Genomic DNA, 23,929 nt, shown 5'->3' with positions numbered 1-23,929 from the left:
TCATGGCAAATTCAAAAGCAACCAAAAAATCTTCCCCTCCACCACCAATTGTTTTCATTTTGCTATTTTTAGGATTGGGATTTGGCGGATATTGGTGGTCTCAGAAAGCATCTAATCCCTCTAATTCTTCTGTTTCTCCAAATTCACAAGTTTCATCTCTCCAAAACATCCAAAATATCCTTAATGTCATTAGTATTGGAGACAAAATTCTAATTAGCGACAAGCTGACTCCTGACAAACAAGCGGGCGTTGAGTCTATGGCACAGGGCAATTGGAATGAGGCGATCACCAAATTTCAAGCTTCACTCCAGCAGAACCCCAACGATCCTGAAGCCTTGATTTACTTGAATAATGCCAAAATTGGCAATAACAATGCTCTAAAAATTGCTGTCAGCATCCCAATTGGCAGCAACCTTGATGTTGCACAGGAAATACTCAGAGGTGTAGCGCAGGCTCAAGATGAGATCAATCGCAGTGGTGGCATTAATGGAATTCCGATCAAAGTGGCGATTGCTGATGATCGTAACGATCCCAATCTTGCTGCTCAAATCGCGGCAGAATTTGCAAAGGACAATAAAATTCTGGCAGTTGTAGGACATAACGCCAGTAATGTATCTCTAGCTGCTGCGCCCATTTATCAACAAAATAATTTAGTAGCGATTTCTCCCACATCTAACGCTGTAAACCTATCGGGAATTGGTAGCTATATTTTTCGCACCATACCAAATCTCCGTAACGAGGCTCTTGTTTTAGCGCAGTATGCCACCAAGACAAAAAATTTTGCCACTATTGCCATCTGCAACGATTCTACCTCTGTGTCAAGTCAATCGCTTAAAGCTGAGTTTACTGATCGCGTTGTATCGAATGGCGGTCGTATCGCAAATACACCCTGTGATTTTGCGGCTATAGATTTTAGTCCCGATCTCATCATTCCCAAGTTCATTGCTGAAGGAGCCGATGGCTTACTTTTATTGCCCAATATTGACAAAATCAATGCAGCAACTGACATGGCAAGAGCAAACCAAGGGAAACTCTCTCTAATAGGTAGTTCGACAATGAATACCCACAAAACTCTTCAATTAGGTCAGAAAGATGTTAACGGTATGGTGATTAATTCAATTTGGCATCCCGATATTGATTCTGCAAATCCTTTTGCTAAAAATGCTCAAAAGCTCTGGAGTGGAATTGTTAATTGGCGCACAGCAACATCTTATGATGCAATGCAAGCAATTATTGCGGGATTAAAGCAAAATCCTACTCGTAGTGGTTTGCAACAAGTAATTTCGCAGCAAGGTTTTTCGGTTAATGGTGCTACAGGCATTGTGAAGTTTCTACCCTCTGGCGATCGCGCTGATACAAATATGCTGCTCAAAATTCAGCCCAGCAAATCATCAACTGGCTATGATTTTACTCCCATGCAATAAATATCTTTTAAGATGTAATAAAGCACCGCGCGAAGCGCGGTGCTTTATTACATCTTAAAACTAGAGCCAAAACATGTGGTGCCACATGTTTTGGCTCTAGTTTTTAATTATGTTCAGATACTTAAATAATAAAATTTTCTATCAAAGAACTGTCATCAAGAGAGACTCGAATAATAAAGCGCTCTCCTATCTTGCCGCTAAATTGAATATTGAGATAATTATCAATACTTCTAGCTTGCCCTTTTAAAAACTCATTCCCCTCATCGTCTAAAACAACTAATTCAATCAATTCGGGCAGAAAAGTTTCTGAGATTGGATAAAGTGATAAACGAATATCGATCTCATTTTGACCTTTTGGCGAAATTGTCGCGATTAGAGCTAGTAAACTTTTAGGATTCGTAAAGCTCAATTCAAACAACTTACCACGTCGAATTTCCTTTGAATCAACTAAATTATTGCGGAGAGATCGGGAGATTTCTTTTGTACGATAAGCATACTGAGACTGTTTATCGTCTAGTAAAGTTTCTAGCTCTTGCCACCCTGACACACACACACCCTTTAACCAATTGCTGAGACTTGCGACCGCCTTTGAATTACGAGAAACCATCTGAGTAGTTGTTCGCAAAGAGTTGATCGCTCCACATAAATTTTCAATTGGTTCTAAGTGATCAGGTGAAATGAATTCTGTTGATACCTGTGGTACAAAACCTAATAATGTAGCCGATCGCAAGTTTGTTTCAAATTGCACAACGACATAACCAATGCGGTCTTCCCATACTTCGGGTGGTACATAACAGTTCCTATCTCCAGCTTGTAGTGATCGACACTCCAACTTTCCTACCCCCTCAACTTCTAAGTCAGCGATATTTGCACAGAGTTGAACAATTGGATTCCAACAATCGCTAGCTTCTAAATTGGTGGAGATTCCCATCATATTTAGATAATCACAAATTACGAGAACTGCTAGAGTATTGAGTCTCACTCGTGTTGCTGCCTGTAGCGTAGGCTGTTGTAATGCAAGAGAATTAGCAACGCCACGATGTTTAAGAGAAACTGGCAGAGACAAAGAAATATCAGCAATATTATTCATAACTAATGTTTTTAATTTGATCTAAGCAACAATCTGCTTTTCGTAAAACTCTTTTAGCAAAGGAATACATTTACGTTGATAAAAACTGCTAAGGGTGGAAACTGGGAGTGCAAATTCTTGAGCTAATATTTGCCAACTAGTCTCAGGTGGTAAACGCTTGAGGATTAAGATCTGAGCATTCACGTCAGTGCGATCGCGTATGTAAGTGTGTCGTAAAATCTTTGTTCGATCCACTTCCACCCACTTCTGCAATTGCTCTAATAAGTTAGATGATGGAGGCGGTGTAGCTATATGCTCTATGGCTCGATCTATTTCATTTGTGTGGTTATTATTTTCCCATTGTTTAGGGGCATATTTTTGTTTCTGTTGTTGATTTTCGATATACATATCTTGCAAGCGCCTTTTGAGATAAGCATTCATCCACGTAATCACATTACTTTGCTCAGAATCATAAGCAGATTTTGCAGTAATAGCCTCACAAAGATTGCGACAAAAATATAACCATGTCTGCTGTAAAGCATCTTCATAATAGGTCGAACTATCTTGCCAAAGTTTTTGTGATCGATTAATTAAACGTACTAGTACAGTTAATCCCTTTTGTCTTTCAACACTTCCATGTGGATGTTGACAAGTTTCTGTGACAAGTTGTTTTAATTGTTGCTCTGAAGCGATCATTTTGTATATCGATAAGTATAAAGTTTTTGGTAGTCCTAAATAGGAGTACCCACATTTTTATATACAGATAGTTCTTGATCAATAGTTTGACAGCAATCTTCGACAGTTGCACCACTGAGCATTTTCTCGGCAAGCTTAATTAGTACTGTACGTCGATCGCTTAATAAATTACGAGCATTTAATAACGCCCAACGCTCTTGAGTCATCGGATTGGGTAAAAGAGAAATGGCTTGACGTAGGCGTTGCATATCATCAATACCACCTTCAGTTTCACCTTCACACATCAGTTGTTCAGCCGCAATACCTGCCATATAGAGAGTACTGTAGCGATCCAGTAAATTTGCCGATAAATTGGTCGATAAATTGCCAGAACTATTCACATCAGTAGTCTCAATTTCTACACCACCTTCGATACCCGTAAAGTTCTCATCAGCTAAGATCTCACCTAACGATCGCCCAACAATACCTGCGATCGTATATTTGACAACTTTAAATCCCAATACATGGGCGACTAGAAAATGTCCTGCTTCGTGATAGGAAACTCGCTCGCGGTATTTAGGCGATCGCGCCCTTAGCCACGCTTGAGCATAGGCTCCAAATTTCCCTTGCCAAAAGCCAATGTCCAGCCCCCATATGCTGAGTAAAGTAATGGCGATCGCACTAGGAACAATTGGAGACAATCCCGCCATCGTCCCTACCAAAGACATCATCGTAATTGTAAATATGGCGATCGCGAGTAGATCTGTAGCATTAACATTCATGGCAAAGTTCAAAAATAAACCCAATTTTGGGATGTACTGCACAATGAAGTTTGAGAGGTCAGCAAAGCCTCCCTCTGAAGAAAGTTATGGCTTAAGTTTTTATGGTGGCGGCTTTGCCTCCCTCCACAAGAAAATTATGGCTTAAGTTTATGTGGGGCGACTTGCCACCCCACATAAACATTATGGCTTTTTAATAAAGGAACTACTGCGATTGGACTTCTTGTAAAAAGTCGCAAGACTATCATCATCACCTACAAACCGCCAATGCCAAGGCTCATACATTACACCTTGAGGATTGTTGGGCGGGAAAGACATCTCAAAGCCATACTTGGCTGCATTACTTTGTAACCACTGAAAAGCAGCAGTTTTCTCAAAATTTGTTGATAGATTCGCACTGGGAACAGCACCATCACCAATATCTAGTGCATAACCTGTGTGATGTTCGCTATGCCCTGGGGGAGCGCTGACCTTAGCTCGTTGGGCTGGGGTTTGATTCCGTTGTTTGCTGATCTCAAAAAAGAGTTCTTGCTGCTCAGCGATCGTCCGAAAGCCTGAAATCACGACAAAATCAACACCATCAGCCTTGGCATCAGCTTCCATTTTGAGATAACTTTTTGCTGCTGCTTCATGTAGTCGAATTTCATAACCATCTCCTGCCCTACCAATAGTACGTAATTTGTTCGCAGGAGCTTCACTAAAAGCATGATGACCAAATAAGTCTGGCGGACTATCGGTATCTTTAGCAATGACTTCTGGATTTTCGCCATTGACATTGGCTTTAGCAGTTGGAGTTGTGGTTATAAATGGTGCAACGGTGGGACGCACCGACGGTTGCGCTGTTGCTGATACAGTGGGTTGTGAACTTTCAACAGGTGTAGTAATTTCTTTGGGTTGATTGGTAGCGTTAGCGTTCAGGGCGAACCAGATACGGGTGCTGACAATGGGTGACAAAAAAGCTAAGACTGCTAAACCATATGCCCACCAAGGAACTGACTGTAGCGATCGCGAAATTGAGTTAACTTTTTCAGGTTGCTTTTGGGGCGATCGATTAGGATCGCTGACTCTTTGAGCAACGGGGATATCGTTTTGGGTAGGCATAGGTATACAAACGTTTGAAGTTTTAACCAAGGTCAAATATATACTCTCTGTTCCAAAATACCAAAGATATATCTATGTTTGCAGCTATCCGAACCAATAAATTTCCTAAAACTGTTGCTTGGCAACAGTTTTAGGAAATTTATTGGTTCGGGTTTGATTGGACAATTTCGAGAATATTGCCATCAGGATCGCTTAAAAACAAAATTCTTTGTCCCCAAGGCATAACTTCGGGTGGCGAGATGATATCTAATAGCTTACTTTCTTGAATGCTAACTTGCCGATCGCATATTTGCTGATAAACCTGATCGAGATCATCAACGGTCATCGATAGCAAAAATGGATTACCGCTAATCATCTGCTTGCTGCGATCGCCAAATAATTTTGGCAACCAACTGCGATCATAAATGCCAATTTTTAGCCTGCCGCTGTAGCCCTCCACGCCATCAGGTTTAGCAGGTTTGTCAAAGCGAAAACCTAAAATATCACGATAAAAAATCAGCGATCGCGTCACATCTGACACAAATAGGGCTATGTAGTCTATTTCCATAAATTTAAGAGCATAAGTGGCGACGCGAAGCGCCGCCACTTACGACACCATTTAGAATTACTTTCTTTAGTTAAAAACTCTAAGAGATCCCACCAGCCCCCTTTAAAAAGGGGGGCTGGTGGGATCTAGAGAAATTTTCAACGTTAGTTTTTTATTTTAAGAAGGCAACTAATTCTTCTGCTTTTGACCAAGCTGCACCACTTTTGAGAATTTCAGAAGCAAAACGGACACCTTCAGCCCAAGTACTCGCCGCCCCACCAATTCGTAGAGCTAAGCCACTATTGAGGGCAACACAATCGGTTTGAGCTTGACTTCCTTTCCCTTGCAAAACTGCCCGTAAAATCTCGGCATTTTCCTGAACATTTCCACCCTTCAGACTTTCGATTGGAGCAGGAGTTAATCCCAACTCTTGAGGGGCGATCGCTTCTTCCATCACCACCCCATCACACAAAAACGAGATATCTGTCAGATCTCCTAAACCTGCTTCATCCATCCCTTCTCGACTATGGAGAACCACAGCTTGCTGGCGATCAAGTAAACGCAAAGCTTCGGCGACGGTATGGGTTAGTTGCTTATTATAAACTCCTAAAACTTGAGCCGTAGGATGAAGCGGATTGACCAGTGGACCAATCAAGTTAAATACGGTGCGAACTCCTAAACTTTTGCGAATTGCGCCAACCGCTTTCATGGCAGGATGCCAACTCGGAGCAAATAGGAAGGTAATCCCCACCGCAGGTAAAGCTTCGTAAATTTTTTCTGTGGATGTACCAAGATGAATCCCGATCGCTTCCAAAACATCTGCCGAGCCAGAGCGACTCGAAACCGCCCGATTTCCATGCTTCGCTACGGGAATCCCTGCGGCGGCAACTACAAACGCAACGGAAGTAGAAATATTAAACGTCGATGCACCATCACCTCCAGTGCCACAAGTATCTATTAAAGGTTTAGTGCGATCAACAATATGACCAAATTGATCTTTAAACTTTTGCCCTTCACTCTGAGATTGCAGCACATTCGCCATGGCAGCTAATTCAGAAGCCTCAATCCCCTTAAATTGCAGAGCCGTCAAAATTGCCCCCGATAGCTCTGGGGCGATCGCTCCTTCTAGCCAACCCTGCATCAGCGCTGTAGCCTGTTCGCTCATCAGGGTTTGTCTATCCATCAGCTGCTTTAGCAGTTGTGACCAATTCTGTTCCATAATCCCTTCTATATATAGCTATTGCTTAAAAGGATACAACGCTTTAGCGCTTTACGCTTCTTTAGTTTCAAATGCATGAGTTCTTGTGATTAGCTACACCGCCTTATTGTTTCTATCAAATAGAACCATAAAAGTTTGGACAATCAATTTGAGATCGTACCAAATACTCCAATTTTTACGATACTCAATATCATAGTTAACCACTTCCGCAAAGGATCTCACATTAGAGCGACCATTTACTTGCCACACACCAGTAATGCCTGGTTTAACATCTAGACGATTCCATTCTGTATAGCGCTCATCATGATACTCAACTTCCAATTCATAGGAGTTAATCTCATTAAAAGTAGGAGGACGAGTTCCTACTAAGCTCATATCTCCAATTAAGACATTCCAAAATTGTGGAAATTCGTCGAGACTAGTCTTTCTTAAGAATTTACCCACCCTAGTTACACGAGGATCATCAGCATTCTTAAAAAACTTGCCACTTACAGTCGTATCATCTCCATCAACAATAGGCACATTTGAGCTTGCCTCAACCTGATTTTCAACTTTGATTTGAAGTTGCTCAGCATTCTGTACCATTGATCGAAACTTCCAGATTTTGAAAGGCTTGCTCAGTAGTCCACAACGGATTTGTCCAAATAGAACATTACCTTTGCTCTCTAGCATAATTGCGATCGAGATCGGGATAAATAGAACCGCAGTAAAACTTAGACCAATTAAAGAACCAATTATATCGATTATTCTTTTAATTGGGTTGCGTACTGAAGGATGTACAGGCACACTAGGATCAATGTCAATGAAAGGGAAAAGAAATTTGAGAATGGGATAGAAAATTCTGAGTACAGGAATCTTTTTGAGCAGTCGTTGAGTCCGAAACAACAACAAACCAAACATCGTAATATTTCTGACTTTGGTTCTTTGGATGGAATTAGAAAGTCTAAAAGTATTGCTAGTTGGTTCAGTTATAAATAAATTACTAATAGAAGATATTCCAATCAAAGCACTAACAGCATCACTCACACTCCACAACGCTAATTGAGTCTTATTTGCCGTAGCCATTCGCAGGCAATTGGTTAAAGCGCCTAGCCCTGCACTATCCATAACCGTGGTGTGACTCATATCGATCACAATCTTTTTATAGGATTCATCGATATTACAAATAGATTGAAAATCAAGCAAAAATTCTCTAGCAGTAGAAAATACTAGCCTTTCAGGACTAAATATAAATGCGACTTCATCAAAAGTAACTATTGAAGCTTGTTTATAATCTCTATTTTGCTTGGTTTTATCACTAAGATTATCACTAACAGGAATATAGACAGCTTCAGGATACAGATTCGCGATCGCCTTACTTCTAACCACAATTAGGTCAAGCACTCTTAATTTCATGAGTACCCATGCTGGTAAGCCTATTTTTTGAAAGCGCGTTTTCGATTCGATAAAAACAACTTTACTACCACAAAAAAACTTAGCAATTAATAAATATGGGAGAGAAAACCCTGAACCTGTAGAAACAACTAGATCTGGCTTATATCGAGGTACGGCTCTAAAAGCTAAGAATAAATTACGAATAATATTTAGTAAGTTATCTTTGACAGGAACATATCCCCAATAGCGATGACTATCTTGTATTTCACGCTCAGTAATACTAGTCCGCACTGATATCCATAGACGATCATTATAGTTTTCCCAGAAACTTTGGAGGCTTTGCATATATCGAAAGTATCCTCCCGCAGCACAAACCAGCATCAACTTTTTTTGAGATTTATATCGATCTTTTAAATATTCACATAATTGAGCCTCGGATACTTTAGAGCTTACCGAGGATGTCTGTCGTAATTTAATAAATTTGACTAGATCTCCTGGGGATCTGGCGATCGGAATACCTCGACGTTCAAAGTCATCAGCAACTTCCATTTGGTGATTGTCAATAAATTCTCTAAACCTATGTAAACGAGGTACAAGTACATAAGGCGTATCTTTATCTTCTAAAAGTTGAGCAATATCTTCATCACAATGACTAATAATTAAATTAGCTCTTTCCACAAAGTTCAAAAATTCTTGCTCAGACAAATTTCGATAAGCTTTAGACCCGTCGGGCAAATGCGTTGAAGCCCCGTATTGTACTAATACATCTTCGTTAATTAGTTGGTACTTAATCAACAATTCTATCCAATGCATTAAAGCGTTAAATTGATATTGTTCTGTCCCAACTGTGATTAAAAGCATGTCTCAAGCCTTACTACATCAAAACTAAACAATTTTTAGCGTTTCTAGTATTCTATACCTAGAGAATTATAGTAACGCTAAAGTTGACTAGCTGAGTCTATCAAACATTACAATAATAAATAAAATAATTATCAAAGCCTCAAGTTTATGAAAAAAGCTATTTGGAATGGTGTTGTTCTTGCAGAAAGCGATCGCTGCGAAGTGGTGGAGGGCAATCAATATTTCCCTGCGGATTCGCTGAATATGGAGTATTTTAAACCGAGCAATACCCATACAACTTGTGGTTGGAAAGGGGTGGCAAGTTATTACAGTGTCGAAGTTAATGGCGAAACCAACAAGGATGCGGCATGGTACTACCCTGAGCCAAAGGATGCGGCTAAGCAAATCAAAGGCTATGTAGCTTTTTGGCGAGGCGTAAAAGTCCAGTCTTAAAAGAAAGACACCCACGCTCGGCGCAGGTGTCTTTCTTTTTTATGAGTTAACAACTTTAATATGAGCTTGGCGGGAAATAGGTGAGTTCACTCGATATATGGCGCTACGAGGTAAGACCCGCAAAACTTCCTCGGTTGTGGTTATACCAGCGTTTAATTTGTCGATCGCTGCAAGTCGGAATGAATTAAAGTCAATTTCATTAAGATAACGATTCATTTGGGTAATTGTCCCTTCATAAATCATTTGCCGAAAAGCATCATCAATATCGATCAATTCAACAACAGCTTCTCGCCCAATATAACCAGTAAAAAAACATTTTTCACAACCTTTACCTTTGCGCCAATGACTGGGATCAATATCATCACGATCCAGTCTTAGGGCTTGCAGTTCTGACAAGGTAGGATGATGGGGCGCGGAGCAATGTGGACAGTTTTTGCGAATTAGACGCTGAGCGACCACACCCAATAAAGCATCACTAATCAATCCTGGATCGGGACCAAGATCCTTGAGGCGGGGGATGGCACTAGCCGCATCGTTCGTATGCATGGTGGAGAGAACTAAATGCCCTGTGAGCGCAGCCCGCACGACAGTTTCCGCAGTTTCAGGATCACGAACTTCACCCACCATCACAATGTCGGGATCTTGGCGTAAAATCGCCCGTAATCCCGCCGCAAAGGTCATGCCTGCGGGTTCACAAACTTGAGTTTGGGTGATATTTGGCAAGATGTATTCAACGGGATCTTCAACGGTAATTACGTTGACATGTTCTTGGGCGATCGCCTGCAAGCTGGTGTAAAGAGTACTGGTTTTACCTGAACCCGTGGGCCCAGTCATGATGATCAGTCCTTGAGGTTGTCGTAGCCAACTGTCATAAATTTTGAGGGTGCGATCGCTAAATCCTAAACAGTCCAAATGATTAGAAAAAGGGTTATCGCGAGGCAATAATCGAATTACCGCTTTTTCACCACAAACACAGGGCAAGGTACTCACCCGCATATCGAGATTAAGGTGCAGGCTTTCATCACTGGTATATTCTTTGCCAATGCGTCCGTCTTGAGGGCGGCGACTATCGGCGATATCCATATCCGACATTACCTTGAGGGCGACAATCATTTTGCGGCTGATTTCAAGGGGCAGGGTTTTGATGTCGCGCAAAATGCCATCAATGCGAAAGCGAACTCGTAAACCTGTGGGCGTTGGCTCTAGGTGGATGTCACTAGCACGATGCTGCAAAGCGATCGAGATCAGGGCATTAATGCGACGAGTTTGATCGACGGCTTGCGCTAGATAGAGATCAGTCACTTCGCCAATATCCACCTGCTCAGTTTCTCCTGTGAGGGGATTGATCGCCTGTGCTGAATGGATCTGATTAGGATTAGGAATATTTTGGCGACGGAACCATTTGCGATAGCTATCAGTAGTAATCCTGATTACTTTGATCTCGGTCAAGGTGCGATCGCTAATCAGCTTGATCTGGTCATCATTGAGAGTTTGCGGACTACCAATATAAAAACAATTTCGCCACAGTAGTAATGGAATTACGGGCTGCAAGATACTACGGTCTTCAAATTCGCGAAAAAACCGATGTGTTAGATCTTGGTCAAGCCAAGCCAAATGAACATTACCTTCAATATCTACTAAAAATCGTAATGCTTCTTCGCAGGTTGCAATGTTGCCAAGACGCAGTCTTTTCCAGACTGATTCCCCTACTGACTGCCCAGATGTTTGACTCATATTTTGTAAGCTCTGTATTAGAACTTTTTCCTATCTTAATAACAATCACAAAATGGCACTGCCATTTTGTGATCTTCAAACCCTGATACCAATTCACGAAAGTGCGGCTACACTTTCGTGAATTAAAAACCAAACCCAGTAGTACCAAAACACAAAATGGCTTAGCCATTTTGTGTTTTGGTACTACTGGGTTGATTTTTTAATTCATTTGATCGTATTTTTTGTTGAACATTTTTTTTGCTTGATCATAAATCTCGATAGTGATTGGTGAGAAACTATTATCCTGAGCATATTTCTCAATCTTTTTACGAGCAAAAGGACGCACAAAAAAAGGAATATCTTTAAGCTTAGCTTCAGCTTCAGCAGTCCATACAATCTTTTCACTCATTGATTTTTAGGTTTGATTTGTATCTATTGTTTTACTTAGCGGTTTACAAATTTTAACCTAGCAATAGCCCAAAAAGAGACGCTAAGCAAAGCGTAGCATCTCTTTTGAAACTACTTTTTATACCAATTCCCAAAAGTGTTGCCACACTTTTGAGAATTAAAAACCAAACCCAGTAAGGGTTTTAAAAACACAAAATGGCTTAGCCATTTTGTGTTTTGGTATTAACTGCATCGTGGGGCGATAAAATCTTCTCGAAGCCAACCTCTAGTAGCACTTGGCTCATATTCTACATAGTACCAAGTATATCCTTCACTATCTTCACGGCTGATCCTATTGCCAGAAGCATTATTCAACATGTTTACATATTGACCTACTAGCAAATATGAAGGACTGCTATACTCAGTTCCAGCACCATCCCTTAGGTTAACCCGCGTTCCTCTTTCTCTTCCAACAATCCGAACATTACAATCACTCAGATATTGTGCATTGGCACTAGGAGTGAAGAAGGTAAATAGTGTTAGAACTGGCGCGATCGCGGTTATGACAATATTTTGAATTTTCATAAAAAACAAATCGGTTGATCTGAAGCAACATATGTCAATCTTACCCAGTTCCATCCTGTGACTTGCTATTTTTCAATGTAAGTTTTGCTTCCAAAAGATAAGTGGCGGCGCAAAGCGCCGCCACTTATCTTTTGGATTTTATAGCGCTTGCCAAGTTATTAAGATTGATAACACTTCATCGCACCAATCGAGCCAGCCTTTTTCAAAATTAATCCCTCGACGTAAAGTTAAATAGGCAAAGCGAGATTCAATATTACATTTTTCAGGATGATTAAAAAAGTTACGCTCGATCGCTTGATAAATTTCCAGTTGTTGTTGATGCAGTTGGCGATGATCTTTGATTTTTTGGGCGATCACCTCTTCAGGAATTAAATACCCAGCATAGATTTTAAGCAAAAACTCATCTTTGACAGATGCAACATCGCTAGATTGCAGTAGCCATATTTTTAGATGCGACAAACCTAGATCTGTAACAGAAAATATCTTTTTGTCTGGTTTTCCCTCTTGGGCGATCGCTTCGGCAGAGATAAGACTTTGCTGCTCTAGTTTGGTTAGCTCTCGATAAATCTGTTGGTGTGTGGCTTGCCAGAAAAATCCCACCGATCCATCAAATTGTTTGGCGAGGTCATAACCACTTTTCGGTTCCTGAACCAGTGAAACCAAGAGAGCGTAAGCAAGGGACATATTTTTGGAAATTGACAATAATTGGGGTTGACATATGCACTTAGTTGAGTATACATTATTCAGCATATTCAACTAAGTGCATATTAGCTTAATTGAATACTAATATCTCGCTACCTTGTTGCAGGAGACTAAAATCATGGACGCTTCTCAGGACGGACTTCACGTTATTTTTGGTACAGGTGCATTGGGCATGGCGATCTCCCATCAACTGATCGCAAAGGGTAAAAAAGTGCGAATGGTCAATCGCCATAATCAAGTGCATTTGCCTCAAGGAATAGTGCTAGAGATCGGTGATGCAACTAATTCCAGCTTTACGCAGAGAGTTTGCCAAGGTGCAGAGGTGATTTATCACTGTGCGGGGCCAAAGTATAACTTCAAAGCTTGGGTTCAGGAATTTCCACCATTGCAGCAAGGCATTCTCGCTGGGGCGATCGCTAGCGGCGCAAAGTTGATCTATGGCGATAGTCTCTATGGCTACGGCAAGGTTAAAGAACCAATGCACGAAGATCTTCCCTATGCAGCGCATACCAACAAGGGTAAAATGCGGGCGGCACTTGCGGAAACCTTGATGTCAGCTCATCGAGAAGGCAAAGCCAAAGTAGCGATCGCCCGATCCTCTGATTTTTATGGTGAGGGCGTTCTCAATTCTGTATTTGGCGATCGCGTGTTTATTCCTGCGCTTCAAGGTAAAACAGCGGAAGCGATCGGAAACTTGGATTTGCCACATACCTATACCTATATTCGAGATTTTGCTAGAGCGATGATCATTTTGGGAGAGCGTGACGAGGCGATCGGGCAAGTCTGGCATGTTCCCAACGCACCCACGATCTCCACAAGAGAAATGTTAAATATTCTCTTTGAGGAATTGGAATTGCCAGCAAAAATGAATGGCATGGGCAAATTGATGATGCGAATCGGTGCTGTATTTATTCCTGAAGCTGCTGAATCAATCGAGATGATGTATCAGTTTGAGAATCCCTTTGTTGTTGATAGTTCTAAGTTTGTCAGTGCCTTTGGTAATATTGCCACACCGCATCGTGAAGCAATTCGCCATACAATTGTGTGGTATCGCCAACATCTTTTGGCGCAAGACAGTTTAAAACAGGGTTTTAGAATGTATGAACAACCAAATCTCACAACTAATTAACAAACATAATTTAGGTATGTTTGCTGATCGCATCGAATCAGCAATCAAGCCTGCTATTCATGTTTCCAAAGTGGATTTCCAAGGAGGCGTAATCGGTATTTCTCGCATTGGTGGGTTACCTGATGTGCCAGCAGATTTTCAATGGGTGTTATGGCAAGAACGTCCGCTTAGCTTTTTAGCTCAGATCAACTGTGCGGACTTACAGGGATTTGGTTCTGCAAAGGATATCCCGAATTCTGGAATGCTTTACTTCTTTTACGATGCTATCGAGCAACCTTGGGGTTTTGATCCAAGCGATCGGGGAAGTTCTGCAATTATTTACCATCCTTCCACTGACAATCTAATTCCGTCTTCATTGCCAGAAGGTGCAGACATCGACAATGGCTGGCTATTTTCTCCTTATGCTCTGCAATTTCGTGAAGTATTATCTCTACCTAGCTATGATTCTTTAGCATTTGAGCAAATGGCGATTCCTCAAAATAGTGTAGATAATTATCTCAACCTAATTGAAGATGTTGGCAAAGTGATGTCAGGAGATGCACCAATGCATCAGTTTTTTGGACATTCGGCGAATATTCAAGGAGATATGCAACTAGAATGCCAACTTACTTCCCAAGGGCTTAACTATGGTGATGCAAGTGGAAACAACGATCTGATTGCTAAAGACTTGGAGGCTAGTGCTTCTGATTGGGTACTTCTACTTCAGTTAGATTCTGATGACGATGTAGAGATGATGTGGGGAGATATGGGAAGACTTTATTTCTGGATTCGAGAATCATCACTTCCATCAAAACGATTTGACGAAGTATGGACTATTCTCCAATGCTATTGATAAACTAAACCCAATTGATGAACCCAGCACTATGACTATCATCGATCCTAATCAATTACCTAGCCGTATAGGTTCTAACTATCCCGATCGCTTCAAACCAGTAGTTGCTGGACGTGAAAAAAAGCGTTTAGGTGAGGCAACAGGACTAAAAAACTTTGGCGTAAATTTAACCACCCTGCCACCAAAATCTCGATCTGCTCTGCGCCACTGGCACACCAAGCAAGATGAGTTTATCTATGTATTATCAGGAGAGCTAACCCTGATTACCGATGCAGGAGAATCAATTTTACAAGCGGGACAAGCGGCGGGATTTCCTGCGGGTGAGGCTAATGGGCATTGTCTCTATAACCATAGTGACGAAGTTGCTACTTATCTAGAAATAGGCGATCGCACTCCTGATGATTCCGCAACCTATCCCGATGATGATCTGATTGCGATCGCTATAGAGCAAGGCTGGCAATTTACCCATAAGAATGGAATTCCTTATCTCTCTTAATCACTGATGTTACGTGGAACGCACATGATGAATCTCTTGCTGGTAGCGAAGCAGGGCAACCACGGGGGGATTGCCCCTACTCCAAAATTTAAAGATTCTCGTAGGGGCTGTGCCCCCGTGCCAGCCCCAAACCTATGCCATTATAGGAATTCCTTCCACGTAACATCAATTAATCAATAGAAATTTATTTATTGGAAAATATCATGACTACAACTATTCAAAAAACAGCATCTTGGGCAAAGGCGATCGCGAAACCAGCTTCAGAATTCCCCCTTACCCAACTCTCGACTATTTCTGGCAAGATTCCTGAATCAGTCAAAGGTTCTCTTTATCGTAATGGACCTGCACGATTGGAACGTGGTGGATTAAAAGTGGGACATTGGTTTGATGGTGATGGCGCAATTCTTGCTGTACATTTTGCAGAAGGGCAAGCTCGTGCTACCTATCGTTATGTGCAAACTGAAGGATATTTAGAAGAAGAACGCGCCAATAAATTAATTTATGGCAATTATGGCATGGTTGCCACTGGCCCATGGCTACAGCGTTTCGGTAAGTCATCTAAGAATGTGGCGAATACTTCCGTTTTAGCATTACCCGACAAGCTGCTTGCCCTTTGGGAAGGAGGCTTACCCCATGCTTTAGATTTGGAAACTCTCGAAACCTATGGTTTAGAAGATCTAGAAGGATTGGAAAATCGGTTGCCCTATTCGGCTCATCCGAAGCGTGATCCTCTGACAGGCGAGATTTTCAATTTTGGACTTTCCTATGGCAAGAATGCCACACTGCATATTTATCGTAGCGATCGCACAGGTAAGCTGATTAAAAAGAATCAGGCTACTTTGCAAGGGCTACCAATGATTCACGACTTTGTGCTGGCTGGAGATTACCTGATCTTTTGCGTACCACCTTTGCGGATGAATCCATTTCCTGTGCTACTCAATTTGCAAAGCTACAGTGAGTCATTGCAATGGAAGCCCCAAGAAGGTACGGAAATTCTCGTGTTTAACCGCCATAATCTCGAACTGGTCAGTCGCAACGTTGCTGAGCCTTGGTTTCAATGGCATTTTGGTAATGGCTATAGCGATCGCGATGGCAATGTAGTCTTTGATTTAATCCGCTATCCTGATTTCACTACCAATCAGTTTCTCAAGGAAGTTGCTTCAGGACAAACTAAAACTAAAGCCAAAGGTACTCTCTGGCAAATGCAACTCGATCCGAAAACAGGTGAATTTCTCGAAGCTTCGCAATTGGTAGATCGTGGTGCTGAGTTTCCTAGTGTGGCTCCTGCTGAAGTTGGAAAAAACTCTCGCTACACCTATCTTTCTATCCATCGCTCTGATGCGGTAATTAATCAAGAACTATTTGGGGCGATCGCTAGTTACGATTACCAAACCCATACGCTCATCGAATCTGATCTGGGTGCAAATTGCTATCCGATGGAGCCATTATTTGCCCCTGATTCCACCAATCCCGATCGCGGTTATGTGATTACAGTCGTGTTTGATGGCGATCGCCAATGTTCAGAAGTATGGATATTTGACAGCGATCGCCTAGATTGTGAACCGATTTGTCGTTTAGCTCTGCCCAGTATTGTGCCAATGGGCTTTCATGGTACTTGGCGAGCATAGCAAAAAAATGAGGTGCTTTGCACCTCATTTTTTTGCTTAGTGGTTTACTCACGGCGTTGCCAATTTTGACGATAGATCAGCTCTAACTGATTGCCAAACTTCATAAATAGCTTGCTTTGCTGATCTTGAAGTGCCAAAAATAAACGGTGAAATGCTGAAGCAAAAATGGCAATAACTAGCCCTGTCGCAGTTGTAATTAACGCTTCAGCAATACCCTCAGTTAGTGATCCCGACTTCGCATTAGCCGCAACATCACCAATTTTGAGAGAACCAAAGGAACCAATCAGCCCTGTCACAGTTCCTAACAGTCCCAACAAAGGCGCGAGTGTAATCACCGCTTCCAGTAATTTCTCACCCTTGAGCATTCCTGCTAGTTCTTCATCAGCCGTACTTTCAAGCGCAAGGCGAAAAAGATCAGGTTCGGGATCTTCCAATGCTAGAGGAGCATATAAAAACCTTGCCACAGGGACTTTTAAGGAATGCCCAGCCGCCACTGCCGCGAGTTTTAAATCTTGACGAGCGATCGCCAAAATATTCTCGGCAGTTTTTTGTTCTTGCTTAATGATACCGAACCAAAAAAAGAGACGCTCCATGATCCCAGCCAACGCAAACACAGATAGGGCGATGAGGGGGTACATGACTGGACCACCCGCCTTGATCAACTCAATCACTGGGATTCGACTCCTTTTCTTCACGTTCACGGCTGAGTTGGTTGATGAGGGACAGCACCTTCACACCACGCTCAAAGGAGCGATCTTCATGGAAGACGACTTCAGGCACACGGCGCAAGGCTAGTCTTTGACCAACTTCACGTTTGATAAACCCCGTAGCTGAGGCTAAGGCTTCCATAGTTTGCTGTCTTGCTTCTTCAGTACCGTAAATACTGACAAAAATTTTCACATGTTGGAGGTCGCCTGATAGTTCGGCATCGGTGACACTGACCATGCCCATACCTACGCGATCGTCTTTAATATCTTTGAGCAACATATTGCTGACTTCTCGCTTAATTAATTCAGCAACACGCGCAACTCGTCTTGTAGTAGCCATAGATTTGTACTTATATCAGTAAACTTTTAAACTTTAATTTTTGAATTTGTTGATAACAGTCCATCTACGATGGACTGTTATCATAGGCTGTCGTAATGCCGACAATCTTGGCAGGGACCACTAGGATTGATCGCACAGCGAATATATGGCGATCGCGCATTGTATTTGCAGCTAACCTTGCCAATCACATAACCAAACCCATCAATGCAGGTCATATCGGCGGGTGGCAGGGCTTTTAGGCTTAGGGTTACAGGAGTTGCATTAACCGTTGTATTTACAGCCGAATTTATTTGCCGATAGTGAGCTTGGGTACGATGAAGTATCCATAGAGACAAGATTGGTGGTGCTACACCCACTAATAAGATGATGACGATATCTAACATATTGCTGAACATGGTGATATTTCAACATGTGGCGAAGTTGCGGCTCGAATCGAATCTGGGTGAGAAGATCTTCTAAGCGATGTCTAGCCCTAGCATAGCTCTTAATACTAGTGATACACCAATAAATCCACTAACGATCGCGGTAATCATGGCGATCGCAGTTAGAGGTTGTTTGAGTAATGGAATAATTGGGGCGATCACCACAGATAGAACGCCGCCAATGATAAGAGCTAAGAATTTGGGATAGCGGAGCAGATTTTGGATAAAGTTTTTCATTGTTTAACTAGTTTAATACGTTATCGTAAGAGGCTATTAGAGCCTTACTTAACTATAGATTTTTGCTTTTTAGGAAAGAACCCATTTTTTTGTGGCGCGGCAAAGCAGCAACAAGAAATAGGTTTTACTCCCTTATACCAATTCACAAAAGTGCAACGACACTTTTGTAAATTAAAAACTAAACCCAGTAAGGATTTTACAAACGCAAAATGGCTACACCATTTTATGTTTTGGGATTACCTGTGGATAAGGCAAGGTTGAGACTTGATGATCAGTCTTGTGAGTAGTATTTTCTGACAAATATTTTGTCAAAACCTCGGGATGATAATCCCAGTTTAATAGACCAGATAGCCCCATAAACAAACCAAAGGCAGCAGGAACCATAGCCGCACCATAAAGCCAACCTTTTTGTGTGAGGGATGTCATCGCCAGTAGCGCGATCGCTAGGGCAAAGGCGGCTTCTGACAAGTCAAATTGGTCATCATGGATATTCAGTTGATCATAGAGTTTTTCAGCATCTAAGGCTTGTTGCTGCAATTTATCTTTTTCCGTATCTTGCTTAGAAGCGATCGCTTCGTACTTAGCAATTTCTTTGTTATATTCAGCCCGAATATTGGACTGTGGCACTGCTACAGCCTGTAACCTTAATTGGGCAACCGTCGATTTGGCAATTTCCGCACGCACATTTCGAGCTTGATAAAAAGCCCATGTATCAATGCGATCGGCTTGGGCTTTTTGCATTGCTTGCACTACATTGCCACTTTTAACTTGACATAGCCCCATAAAAGTGACAAATAAAACTACCGTAATGGCAACGTAATTATTCAGTTGACTCTTTTTCGGTTTCTCTTCTTTGTGGGGATCTTGAGATTTTTTGCCATCTTCTGACGCTTCATGATCATCATCATTATCTTCTATAACCTCAGAAATATCAGATATTTCCATGATTTTTTGTACTATGCTCCTGAATAAATATTTGTTAAATTTAGAGAAGTTATATTGGGCGAAGCAAAATTTCGCCTAATCCTAGCCTTTAAAATATTGCCAGCTTTAGCAGCTAAATTATATGACAAGGTGATGGGTGATCCAGTTTTGGAAAATTTATGATGCAGAAATTTACGTTACAAGCAAAATCTATGCAAAAAAAATCTCTTCGCGATCGCGCAATTTCGCCACGCTATCAAAAATCGGTTTCTAATTTTACGGCGAAGCCTCTATCAATCCTATGTGTGTTTGGGATGACATTGGCTTTGTCGGAACTTGGCATAAATCCTGCCTATGCCTTGAAGAAAGCCGTTACCGAAGAAACTGCTATAAACATTGCTCAACCTGTCGTAAATACAAATTCTGCACCAACTTCCGCACAAACTTCTCAGTCAACAGATGCTCTTTTACAAAAAGCTGAGCATCTATTTGATCAGGGAAGGTATCAGGATGCTTTGGCACAATATCAACAGGCTTTGAATATTTATCGTCAACAAGGCGATCGCTTAGGGGAGGCAATTACCCTAACGTGGATCGGGGCAGTGCAGATCGGCTTAAGACAAGAAAAACAAGCACTCAACACTTTACTCGAAGCAAACTTAATTTTACAAAGGGGCTTGCAAAACTCGACTAACTCAGACAAGCAACTCTATCGCAAAGCTGAAGGGGAAAATCAGTATCAATTTGGCAGAGCCTATCTCAATCTGGAGGAATACGCTAATGGGTTAAAGATACTGGAAAATTCCCTAGCAATTCGGAAAGAAGTAGGCGATCGCTATCGTGAGGGCAAAACCCTTACGGGAATTGCTATTTATCACGTTAAAAAATTTGATTTTCCCAAAGCCTTAGAATATTTGGATCAAGCTCTCAAGATCAATCAGGCTGAGAAAAATCAAGCTGCCGAAGCTCAAAACCTCTTCTTTTTAGCTTCCGTCTATGGAATTCTCGGACAGAAAGATAAAGCATTAGCATTCACACAACAAAGTGCGATCGCCTATCAGTCTCTCGGTAACCTCTTAGGACAAGCCAATGTCCTAAATCTAGAGGCAAATATTTTAAGCTTATCGTTGGAATATACAAAGGTTGTGCAGTTAAACCTCAAAGCTCTTGAGCTAGCGCGACAAGCTGGCGATCGTGACCTCGAAGCGGAGCAGTTAAATGCCGTTGCGGTATCCTATCGCAATCTTAATGAATATCCCAAAGCGATTGAGTTCTTATTGCAAGCTGAAAAGGTTTATCAAGCTTTAGGCGATCGCGCGGGTGAAGCACGCAATTTGAAAAATATTGCGGAAATTCGTCTTGCTCAAGGGCAGAACCGTGAGGCTCTGGCTCTCTACAGTCAAGCAAAGACAATTTATCAGGATTTGACTAATGTTCCCAATCCTAAACCTAGCGATCGGCAAACTTTAGCGAGTATTCTCGTTGATGAAGGTAGCCTCTATACCGTACTTAGCCAATATCCTAAGGCGATAAGTACATTGCAAGAAGCGCGATCGCTTTATCAATCCGTAGGCGATAAGTTTGGCGAAGGCGTAGCGGCGATGTATTTGGCAGGAGTCTATCTGCAATTGGGTGAGACGGCAAAAGTTGCGGAAGTTTTGAAATTACTTCCCTCCTTAACGAAAACCTCGCCACAACTACAACAGATGGGACAGATTTTGCTTACCATGTTTAGCAACAATTCTGACTCATCCAATCCTCAAAGCCAATTAAACTCAGCGCTGAGTTTACTAGAATTTTTTAAACAATCAGGTAATCGCGCCACAGAAGCAGGTATGCTTTCGCAGATTGGCGCTTTGTATTTTGAGTTAAAACAACCAGACAAAGCGATCGCCGCGCACCAACAAGCTTTAGAGATCTATCGGGCAATCGGTGATCTCTCAGGTGTAGGGAATTCATTTTACAATCTTGGCTTAGTCTATGCCTTGTCGAATCAAAGTGATCGAGCCTTTACAGCCTTCCAAACTGCGATCCAATTTTTTCGTGCGATCGGCAATCGCAATCAGGAAAGCAAACTAATCGCTAATTTGGGCTTATTAGTTCAACGTCAATATCCTGAACTGGCGATCGCCTTTTACAAACAATCCGTGAATGTCACTGAATCGATCCGTAAAGAATTGCGGGTACTTGATATTGCACAACAAAAGTCCTATCAGCAAACGGTTGCCGCCAACTATCGAACTTTAGCAGATTTACTATTACAAAAAGGGCGCGTAATGGAGGCATTACAAGTTCTTGATTTGCTCAAGGTACAAGAGCTACAAGACTATTTACAAAATGTCAAAGGGAATGAGCGCACTGCTCAAGGAATTTATATTTTCCCTGAAGAAGATTTGCAAACTAAAGCGATCGCCAGTCAGCCCCTAAAATCCTTGCAAACTCTGATAGATGGCAATCAAAAAATTGCCCAGCAGTTAAGCAAAATCCCTCAATCAGAACTCAATCAGGTTCCCGAATACCTGCAAAAACTGCCTCAAGGTCACGCACTGCTATATCCTCTGATTTTAGGCGATCGCTTAGAACTGATCTTATTTATTCCTAATAAAACACCGATTCATCGATCTGTGGCGATTAAAGAAGTAGATATCACTCAATTAGTTGTAGATTTTAAGATAGGGCTACGTGATCCTGACTCGCTAGACGTAATCGAACCTGCAACCAAGCTCTACAATCTTCTCATCAAGCCCATCGAAGCCGATCTAACTAATACAAATACTATTCTCTATTCCCCTGATGGACTACTACGCTATGTCCCGATCTCGGCTCTCTATGATGGCAAACAATGGCTAGTTGAGAAGTATCGAGTCAATAATTTGATTTCCTATAGTCTGAGTGACTTCACTCCCAAACCCGCAAAGCCACTTCGTATTTTTGCGGGAGCATTTGGCGGCGCACAAAATACGACCAAGTTTGGACAGATTGGACTGCCTGCTACAGTGACTGAAGTTCAATCTATTTCTGAGGCTCTGCCCAATACAACCAAGCTAGTAGCCAATGATTTCAGTCGTAAAGCAACTGAATCACAGATGCAAAATAAAAATATTGTCCATTTGGCAACCCATGCCGAGTTTAACTCTGGTAAGCCTGAAGATTCATTCCTAATTTTTGGCAATGGCGATAAGGTTCTGCTCAGTGAAATGAAGGATTTGCCAATGTCCAATGTCGATTTGATCGTTCTCAGTGCTTGCCAAACAGGTGTTGGAAAGTTAGGCAATGGCATCGAGGTCTTGGGCTTTGGCTATCAGGTGCAAAGGGCTGGTGCAAAGGCGGCGATCGCTTCTCTTTGGCAAGTTAGCGATGAGGGTACGCAAGCTTTAATGCAGGCGTTTTACAATGATGTGAAAAAAGGCGATCGCTCTAAGGCTGAGTCTTTACGTCAAGCGCAAATTGCCACAATTCGCTCTAAAGATTTCTCACATCCTTACTACTGGTCAGCTTTTATTTTAATCAGCAATGGTTTATAGAGACACTTCTTTTCTGGTAAAATTCAGATGTGGCGGTATAAGTAAGTAAATATGGTTGATATTAATACGGTTGAACTTTCTTTCAAGCTCATACCTAAATATAATGACAAACTTGCAAAAACAGTCCCTTCAAATACAAAGACAAATTATTTAGTTGGTTCAGTTGTTGCGATTGGGATTGGTCTATTTACTTTGTTAGCTACTTCTCAAAGTATGCTCAAGATCCTTGGTGGGGGCTTAGCAGTTGGTGGTGTAGGTATACATATTACAGCGTAAAACAGATGATTCTAGTGAAGCACAAGAGGAAAGAAAAAAGTTCAATATTGCTGAAAGTATCCGCTAGGCAAAAACAAATGTTACAAATGAACGGGTTCGGCTAACTAATGCTGCCCATAGTTGGCATTCATTCAGTTTTGACACTGCAAATGCAATTGGCGATCGCATTACATTTAATTCCTATACCGTCAAAGTAGCTGATAGACCAGACAGTATAAATATCGGATTGAGAACAGATAAAATCCTTTATCGCACTGAGTCCTATGCGAAGTTTTACACGACTAAACGAGGTAATTTAAAATCACGTCAGCGATCGCGCAAGGTTGCAGATCGAGTAAAATTTACCGTGGCTTTCCCCACTCGTAAACGTGCGATAAAGGGGGTAATACCTTTTGATAGTTACAATCAGATGGTGTCTCTATACAACTGGAGTTTAGACTAAAAAAGGTAAGAAAGGCAGAGTAAAAGAGATACAAACTGCCTAAAGTAGATAAAAAAGAAAGACATATCTACAGCCATGATTATTGACAAACTACAGGAATTTCGTCAACAGGTATATGGATTTTT

Annotated in this window: 26 protein-coding genes; 10 read left to right on the top strand and 16 right to left on the bottom strand. The window is 41.6% G+C overall.

What is annotated here, in order from left to right:
- The first annotated feature begins 2 nt into the window (after window positions 1-2).
- Window positions 3-1,424, top strand: a complete 1,422-nt coding sequence (locus B9G53_RS01580; RefSeq protein ID WP_094528567.1) for an ABC transporter substrate-binding protein — start codon at window positions 3-5, stop codon at window positions 1,422-1,424.
- Between the two features lie 121 nt (window positions 1,425-1,545).
- Here the strand turns inward: B9G53_RS01580 and B9G53_RS01575 are convergent, their stop codons facing one another.
- Genes B9G53_RS01575 through B9G53_RS01565 form a run of 3 tightly spaced genes read right to left on the bottom strand, consistent with a single transcriptional unit; the run spans window position 1,546 to window position 3,950 of the window.
- Window positions 1,546-2,514 carry a DUF1822 family protein gene (locus B9G53_RS01575; RefSeq protein ID WP_094528566.1) on the bottom strand — a complete coding sequence of 323 codons (969 nt, stop codon included), beginning with the start codon at window positions 2,512-2,514 and terminating at the stop codon, window positions 1,546-1,548.
- A gap of 21 nt (window positions 2,515-2,535) precedes the next feature.
- Window positions 2,536-3,189 carry a hypothetical protein gene (locus tag B9G53_RS01570; RefSeq protein ID WP_094528565.1) on the bottom strand — a complete coding sequence of 218 codons (654 nt, stop codon included), beginning with the start codon at window positions 3,187-3,189 and terminating at the stop codon, window positions 2,536-2,538.
- Window positions 3,190-3,224: 35 nt separating this feature from the next.
- Window positions 3,225-3,950 carry a hypothetical protein gene (locus B9G53_RS01565; protein WP_094528564.1) on the bottom strand — a complete coding sequence of 242 codons (726 nt, stop codon included), beginning with the start codon at window positions 3,948-3,950 and terminating at the stop codon, window positions 3,225-3,227.
- Here B9G53_RS01565 and B9G53_RS27075 point away from each other — a divergent pair.
- A complete protein-coding gene (locus B9G53_RS27075; RefSeq protein ID WP_176453049.1) occupies window positions 3,949-4,095 on the top strand; it encodes a hypothetical protein in 147 nt (48 codons plus the stop codon). The genes B9G53_RS01565 and B9G53_RS27075 overlap by 2 nt on opposite strands.
- A 35-nt stretch (window positions 4,096-4,130) precedes the next feature.
- Here the strand turns inward: B9G53_RS27075 and B9G53_RS01560 are convergent, their stop codons facing one another.
- The 4 genes from B9G53_RS01560 to B9G53_RS01545 all read right to left on the bottom strand — a co-directional run bounded on the left by B9G53_RS01560 (window position 4,131) and on the right by B9G53_RS01545 (window position 9,028).
- On the bottom strand, window positions 4,131-5,048 hold the full coding sequence (locus B9G53_RS01560; protein ID WP_094528563.1) for a D-alanyl-D-alanine carboxypeptidase family protein: 918 nt from the start codon (window positions 5,046-5,048) through the stop codon (window positions 4,131-4,133).
- Window positions 5,049-5,187: 139 nt separating this feature from the next.
- Window positions 5,188-5,595, bottom strand: coding sequence for a VOC family protein (locus B9G53_RS01555; RefSeq protein WP_094528596.1), 408 nt, complete (start codon window positions 5,593-5,595; stop codon window positions 5,188-5,190).
- A gap of 151 nt (window positions 5,596-5,746) precedes the next feature.
- The gene (gene trpD / locus B9G53_RS01550; protein ID WP_094528562.1) at window positions 5,747-6,793 is read right to left on the bottom strand and encodes an anthranilate phosphoribosyltransferase; all 1,047 of its coding nucleotides are present in this window, start codon (window positions 6,791-6,793) and stop codon (window positions 5,747-5,749) included.
- Between the two features lie 93 nt (window positions 6,794-6,886).
- Entirely contained in the window at window positions 6,887-9,028 is a 2,142-nt protein-coding gene (locus tag B9G53_RS01545) for a sugar transferase (protein ID WP_094528561.1), read from the bottom strand.
- Between the two features lie 147 nt (window positions 9,029-9,175).
- Here B9G53_RS01545 and B9G53_RS01540 point away from each other — a divergent pair, with 147 nt between their 5' ends.
- Window positions 9,176-9,460: a DUF427 domain-containing protein gene (locus tag B9G53_RS01540; protein ID WP_094528560.1), complete on the top strand. Its 285-nt coding sequence runs from the start codon at window positions 9,176-9,178 to the stop codon at window positions 9,458-9,460.
- Between the two features lie 39 nt (window positions 9,461-9,499).
- Here the strand turns inward: B9G53_RS01540 and B9G53_RS01535 are convergent, their stop codons facing one another.
- From B9G53_RS01535 to B9G53_RS01520, 4 genes are all read right to left on the bottom strand, one after another.
- Complete coding sequence (locus tag B9G53_RS01535; RefSeq protein ID WP_094528559.1) at window positions 9,500-11,194, bottom strand: GspE/PulE family protein; 1,695 nt, start codon at window positions 11,192-11,194, stop codon at window positions 9,500-9,502.
- 199 nt (window positions 11,195-11,393) lie between these two features.
- Window positions 11,394-11,582, bottom strand: a complete 189-nt coding sequence (locus B9G53_RS01530; protein WP_094528558.1) for a PCP reductase family protein — start codon at window positions 11,580-11,582, stop codon at window positions 11,394-11,396.
- A 221-nt stretch (window positions 11,583-11,803) separates the two neighbouring features.
- Window positions 11,804-12,145, bottom strand: a complete 342-nt coding sequence (locus tag B9G53_RS01525) for a hypothetical protein (protein WP_254923506.1) — start codon at window positions 12,143-12,145, stop codon at window positions 11,804-11,806.
- A gap of 138 nt (window positions 12,146-12,283) precedes the next feature.
- A complete protein-coding gene (locus B9G53_RS01520) occupies window positions 12,284-12,829 on the bottom strand; it encodes a PadR family transcriptional regulator (RefSeq protein WP_094528557.1) in 546 nt (181 codons plus the stop codon).
- A gap of 136 nt (window positions 12,830-12,965) precedes the next feature.
- On the opposite strand from B9G53_RS01520, the gene B9G53_RS01515 reads away from it, so the two are divergent.
- The 4 genes from B9G53_RS01515 (at window position 12,966) to B9G53_RS01500 (ending at window position 16,932) form a co-directional block, all read left to right on the top strand.
- Window positions 12,966-13,976, top strand: a complete 1,011-nt coding sequence (locus tag B9G53_RS01515; protein WP_094528556.1) for an NAD-dependent epimerase/dehydratase family protein — start codon at window positions 12,966-12,968, stop codon at window positions 13,974-13,976.
- On the top strand, window positions 13,948-14,808 hold the full coding sequence (locus B9G53_RS01510) for a YwqG family protein (protein WP_094528555.1): 861 nt from the start codon (window positions 13,948-13,950) through the stop codon (window positions 14,806-14,808). Before B9G53_RS01515 ends, B9G53_RS01510 begins: the two co-directional genes overlap by 29 nt.
- Before the next feature lie 31 nt (window positions 14,809-14,839).
- Complete coding sequence (locus B9G53_RS01505; protein ID WP_094528554.1) at window positions 14,840-15,304, top strand: cupin domain-containing protein; 465 nt, start codon at window positions 14,840-14,842, stop codon at window positions 15,302-15,304.
- Window positions 15,305-15,507: 203 nt separating this feature from the next.
- A complete protein-coding gene (locus B9G53_RS01500) occupies window positions 15,508-16,932 on the top strand; it encodes a carotenoid oxygenase family protein (protein WP_094528553.1) in 1,425 nt (474 codons plus the stop codon).
- A 44-nt stretch (window positions 16,933-16,976) separates the two neighbouring features.
- Here the strand turns inward: B9G53_RS01500 and B9G53_RS01495 are convergent, their stop codons facing one another.
- The 5 genes from B9G53_RS01495 to B9G53_RS01475 all read right to left on the bottom strand — a co-directional run bounded on the left by B9G53_RS01495 (window position 16,977) and on the right by B9G53_RS01475 (window position 19,583).
- Window positions 16,977-17,603 (bottom strand): MotA/TolQ/ExbB proton channel family protein, encoded by a 627-nt coding sequence (locus B9G53_RS01495; RefSeq protein WP_094528552.1) that lies wholly within the window; start codon window positions 17,601-17,603, stop codon window positions 16,977-16,979.
- Window positions 17,596-17,979, bottom strand: a complete 384-nt coding sequence (gene rbfA, locus B9G53_RS01490) for a 30S ribosome-binding factor RbfA (protein ID WP_094528551.1) — start codon at window positions 17,977-17,979, stop codon at window positions 17,596-17,598. The genes B9G53_RS01495 and rbfA overlap by 8 nt, the downstream gene beginning before the upstream one ends.
- A gap of 80 nt (window positions 17,980-18,059) precedes the next feature.
- Window positions 18,060-18,374 (bottom strand): DUF6464 family protein, encoded by a 315-nt coding sequence (locus B9G53_RS01485; protein WP_217901488.1) that lies wholly within the window; start codon window positions 18,372-18,374, stop codon window positions 18,060-18,062.
- 60 nt (window positions 18,375-18,434) lie between these two features.
- Entirely contained in the window at window positions 18,435-18,638 is a 204-nt protein-coding gene (locus tag B9G53_RS01480) for a DUF751 family protein (protein ID WP_094528549.1), read from the bottom strand.
- Window positions 18,639-18,851: 213 nt separating this feature from the next.
- Window positions 18,852-19,583: a DUF4337 domain-containing protein gene (locus B9G53_RS01475; protein WP_094528548.1), complete on the bottom strand. Its 732-nt coding sequence runs from the start codon at window positions 19,581-19,583 to the stop codon at window positions 18,852-18,854.
- A gap of 191 nt (window positions 19,584-19,774) precedes the next feature.
- On the opposite strand from B9G53_RS01475, the gene B9G53_RS01470 reads away from it, so the two are divergent.
- From B9G53_RS01470 to B9G53_RS26590, 3 genes are all read left to right on the top strand, one after another.
- A complete protein-coding gene (locus B9G53_RS01470; protein ID WP_176453048.1) occupies window positions 19,775-23,086 on the top strand; it encodes a CHAT domain-containing protein in 3,312 nt (1,103 codons plus the stop codon).
- A gap of 51 nt (window positions 23,087-23,137) precedes the next feature.
- Window positions 23,138-23,362: a hypothetical protein gene (locus B9G53_RS01465; protein ID WP_094528546.1), complete on the top strand. Its 225-nt coding sequence runs from the start codon at window positions 23,138-23,140 to the stop codon at window positions 23,360-23,362.
- 226 nt (window positions 23,363-23,588) lie between these two features.
- The gene (locus tag B9G53_RS26590; protein ID WP_141211672.1) at window positions 23,589-23,804 is read left to right on the top strand and encodes a hypothetical protein; all 216 of its coding nucleotides are present in this window, start codon (window positions 23,589-23,591) and stop codon (window positions 23,802-23,804) included.
- The last annotated feature ends 125 nt before the right edge of the window (window positions 23,805-23,929 follow it).

The sequence above is a fragment of the Pseudanabaena sp. SR411 genome (assembly GCF_002251945.1).
Taxonomy (GTDB): domain Bacteria; phylum Cyanobacteriota; class Cyanobacteriia; order Pseudanabaenales; family Pseudanabaenaceae; genus Pseudanabaena.
This window is presented reverse-complemented; position numbering and strand designations above follow the sequence as displayed.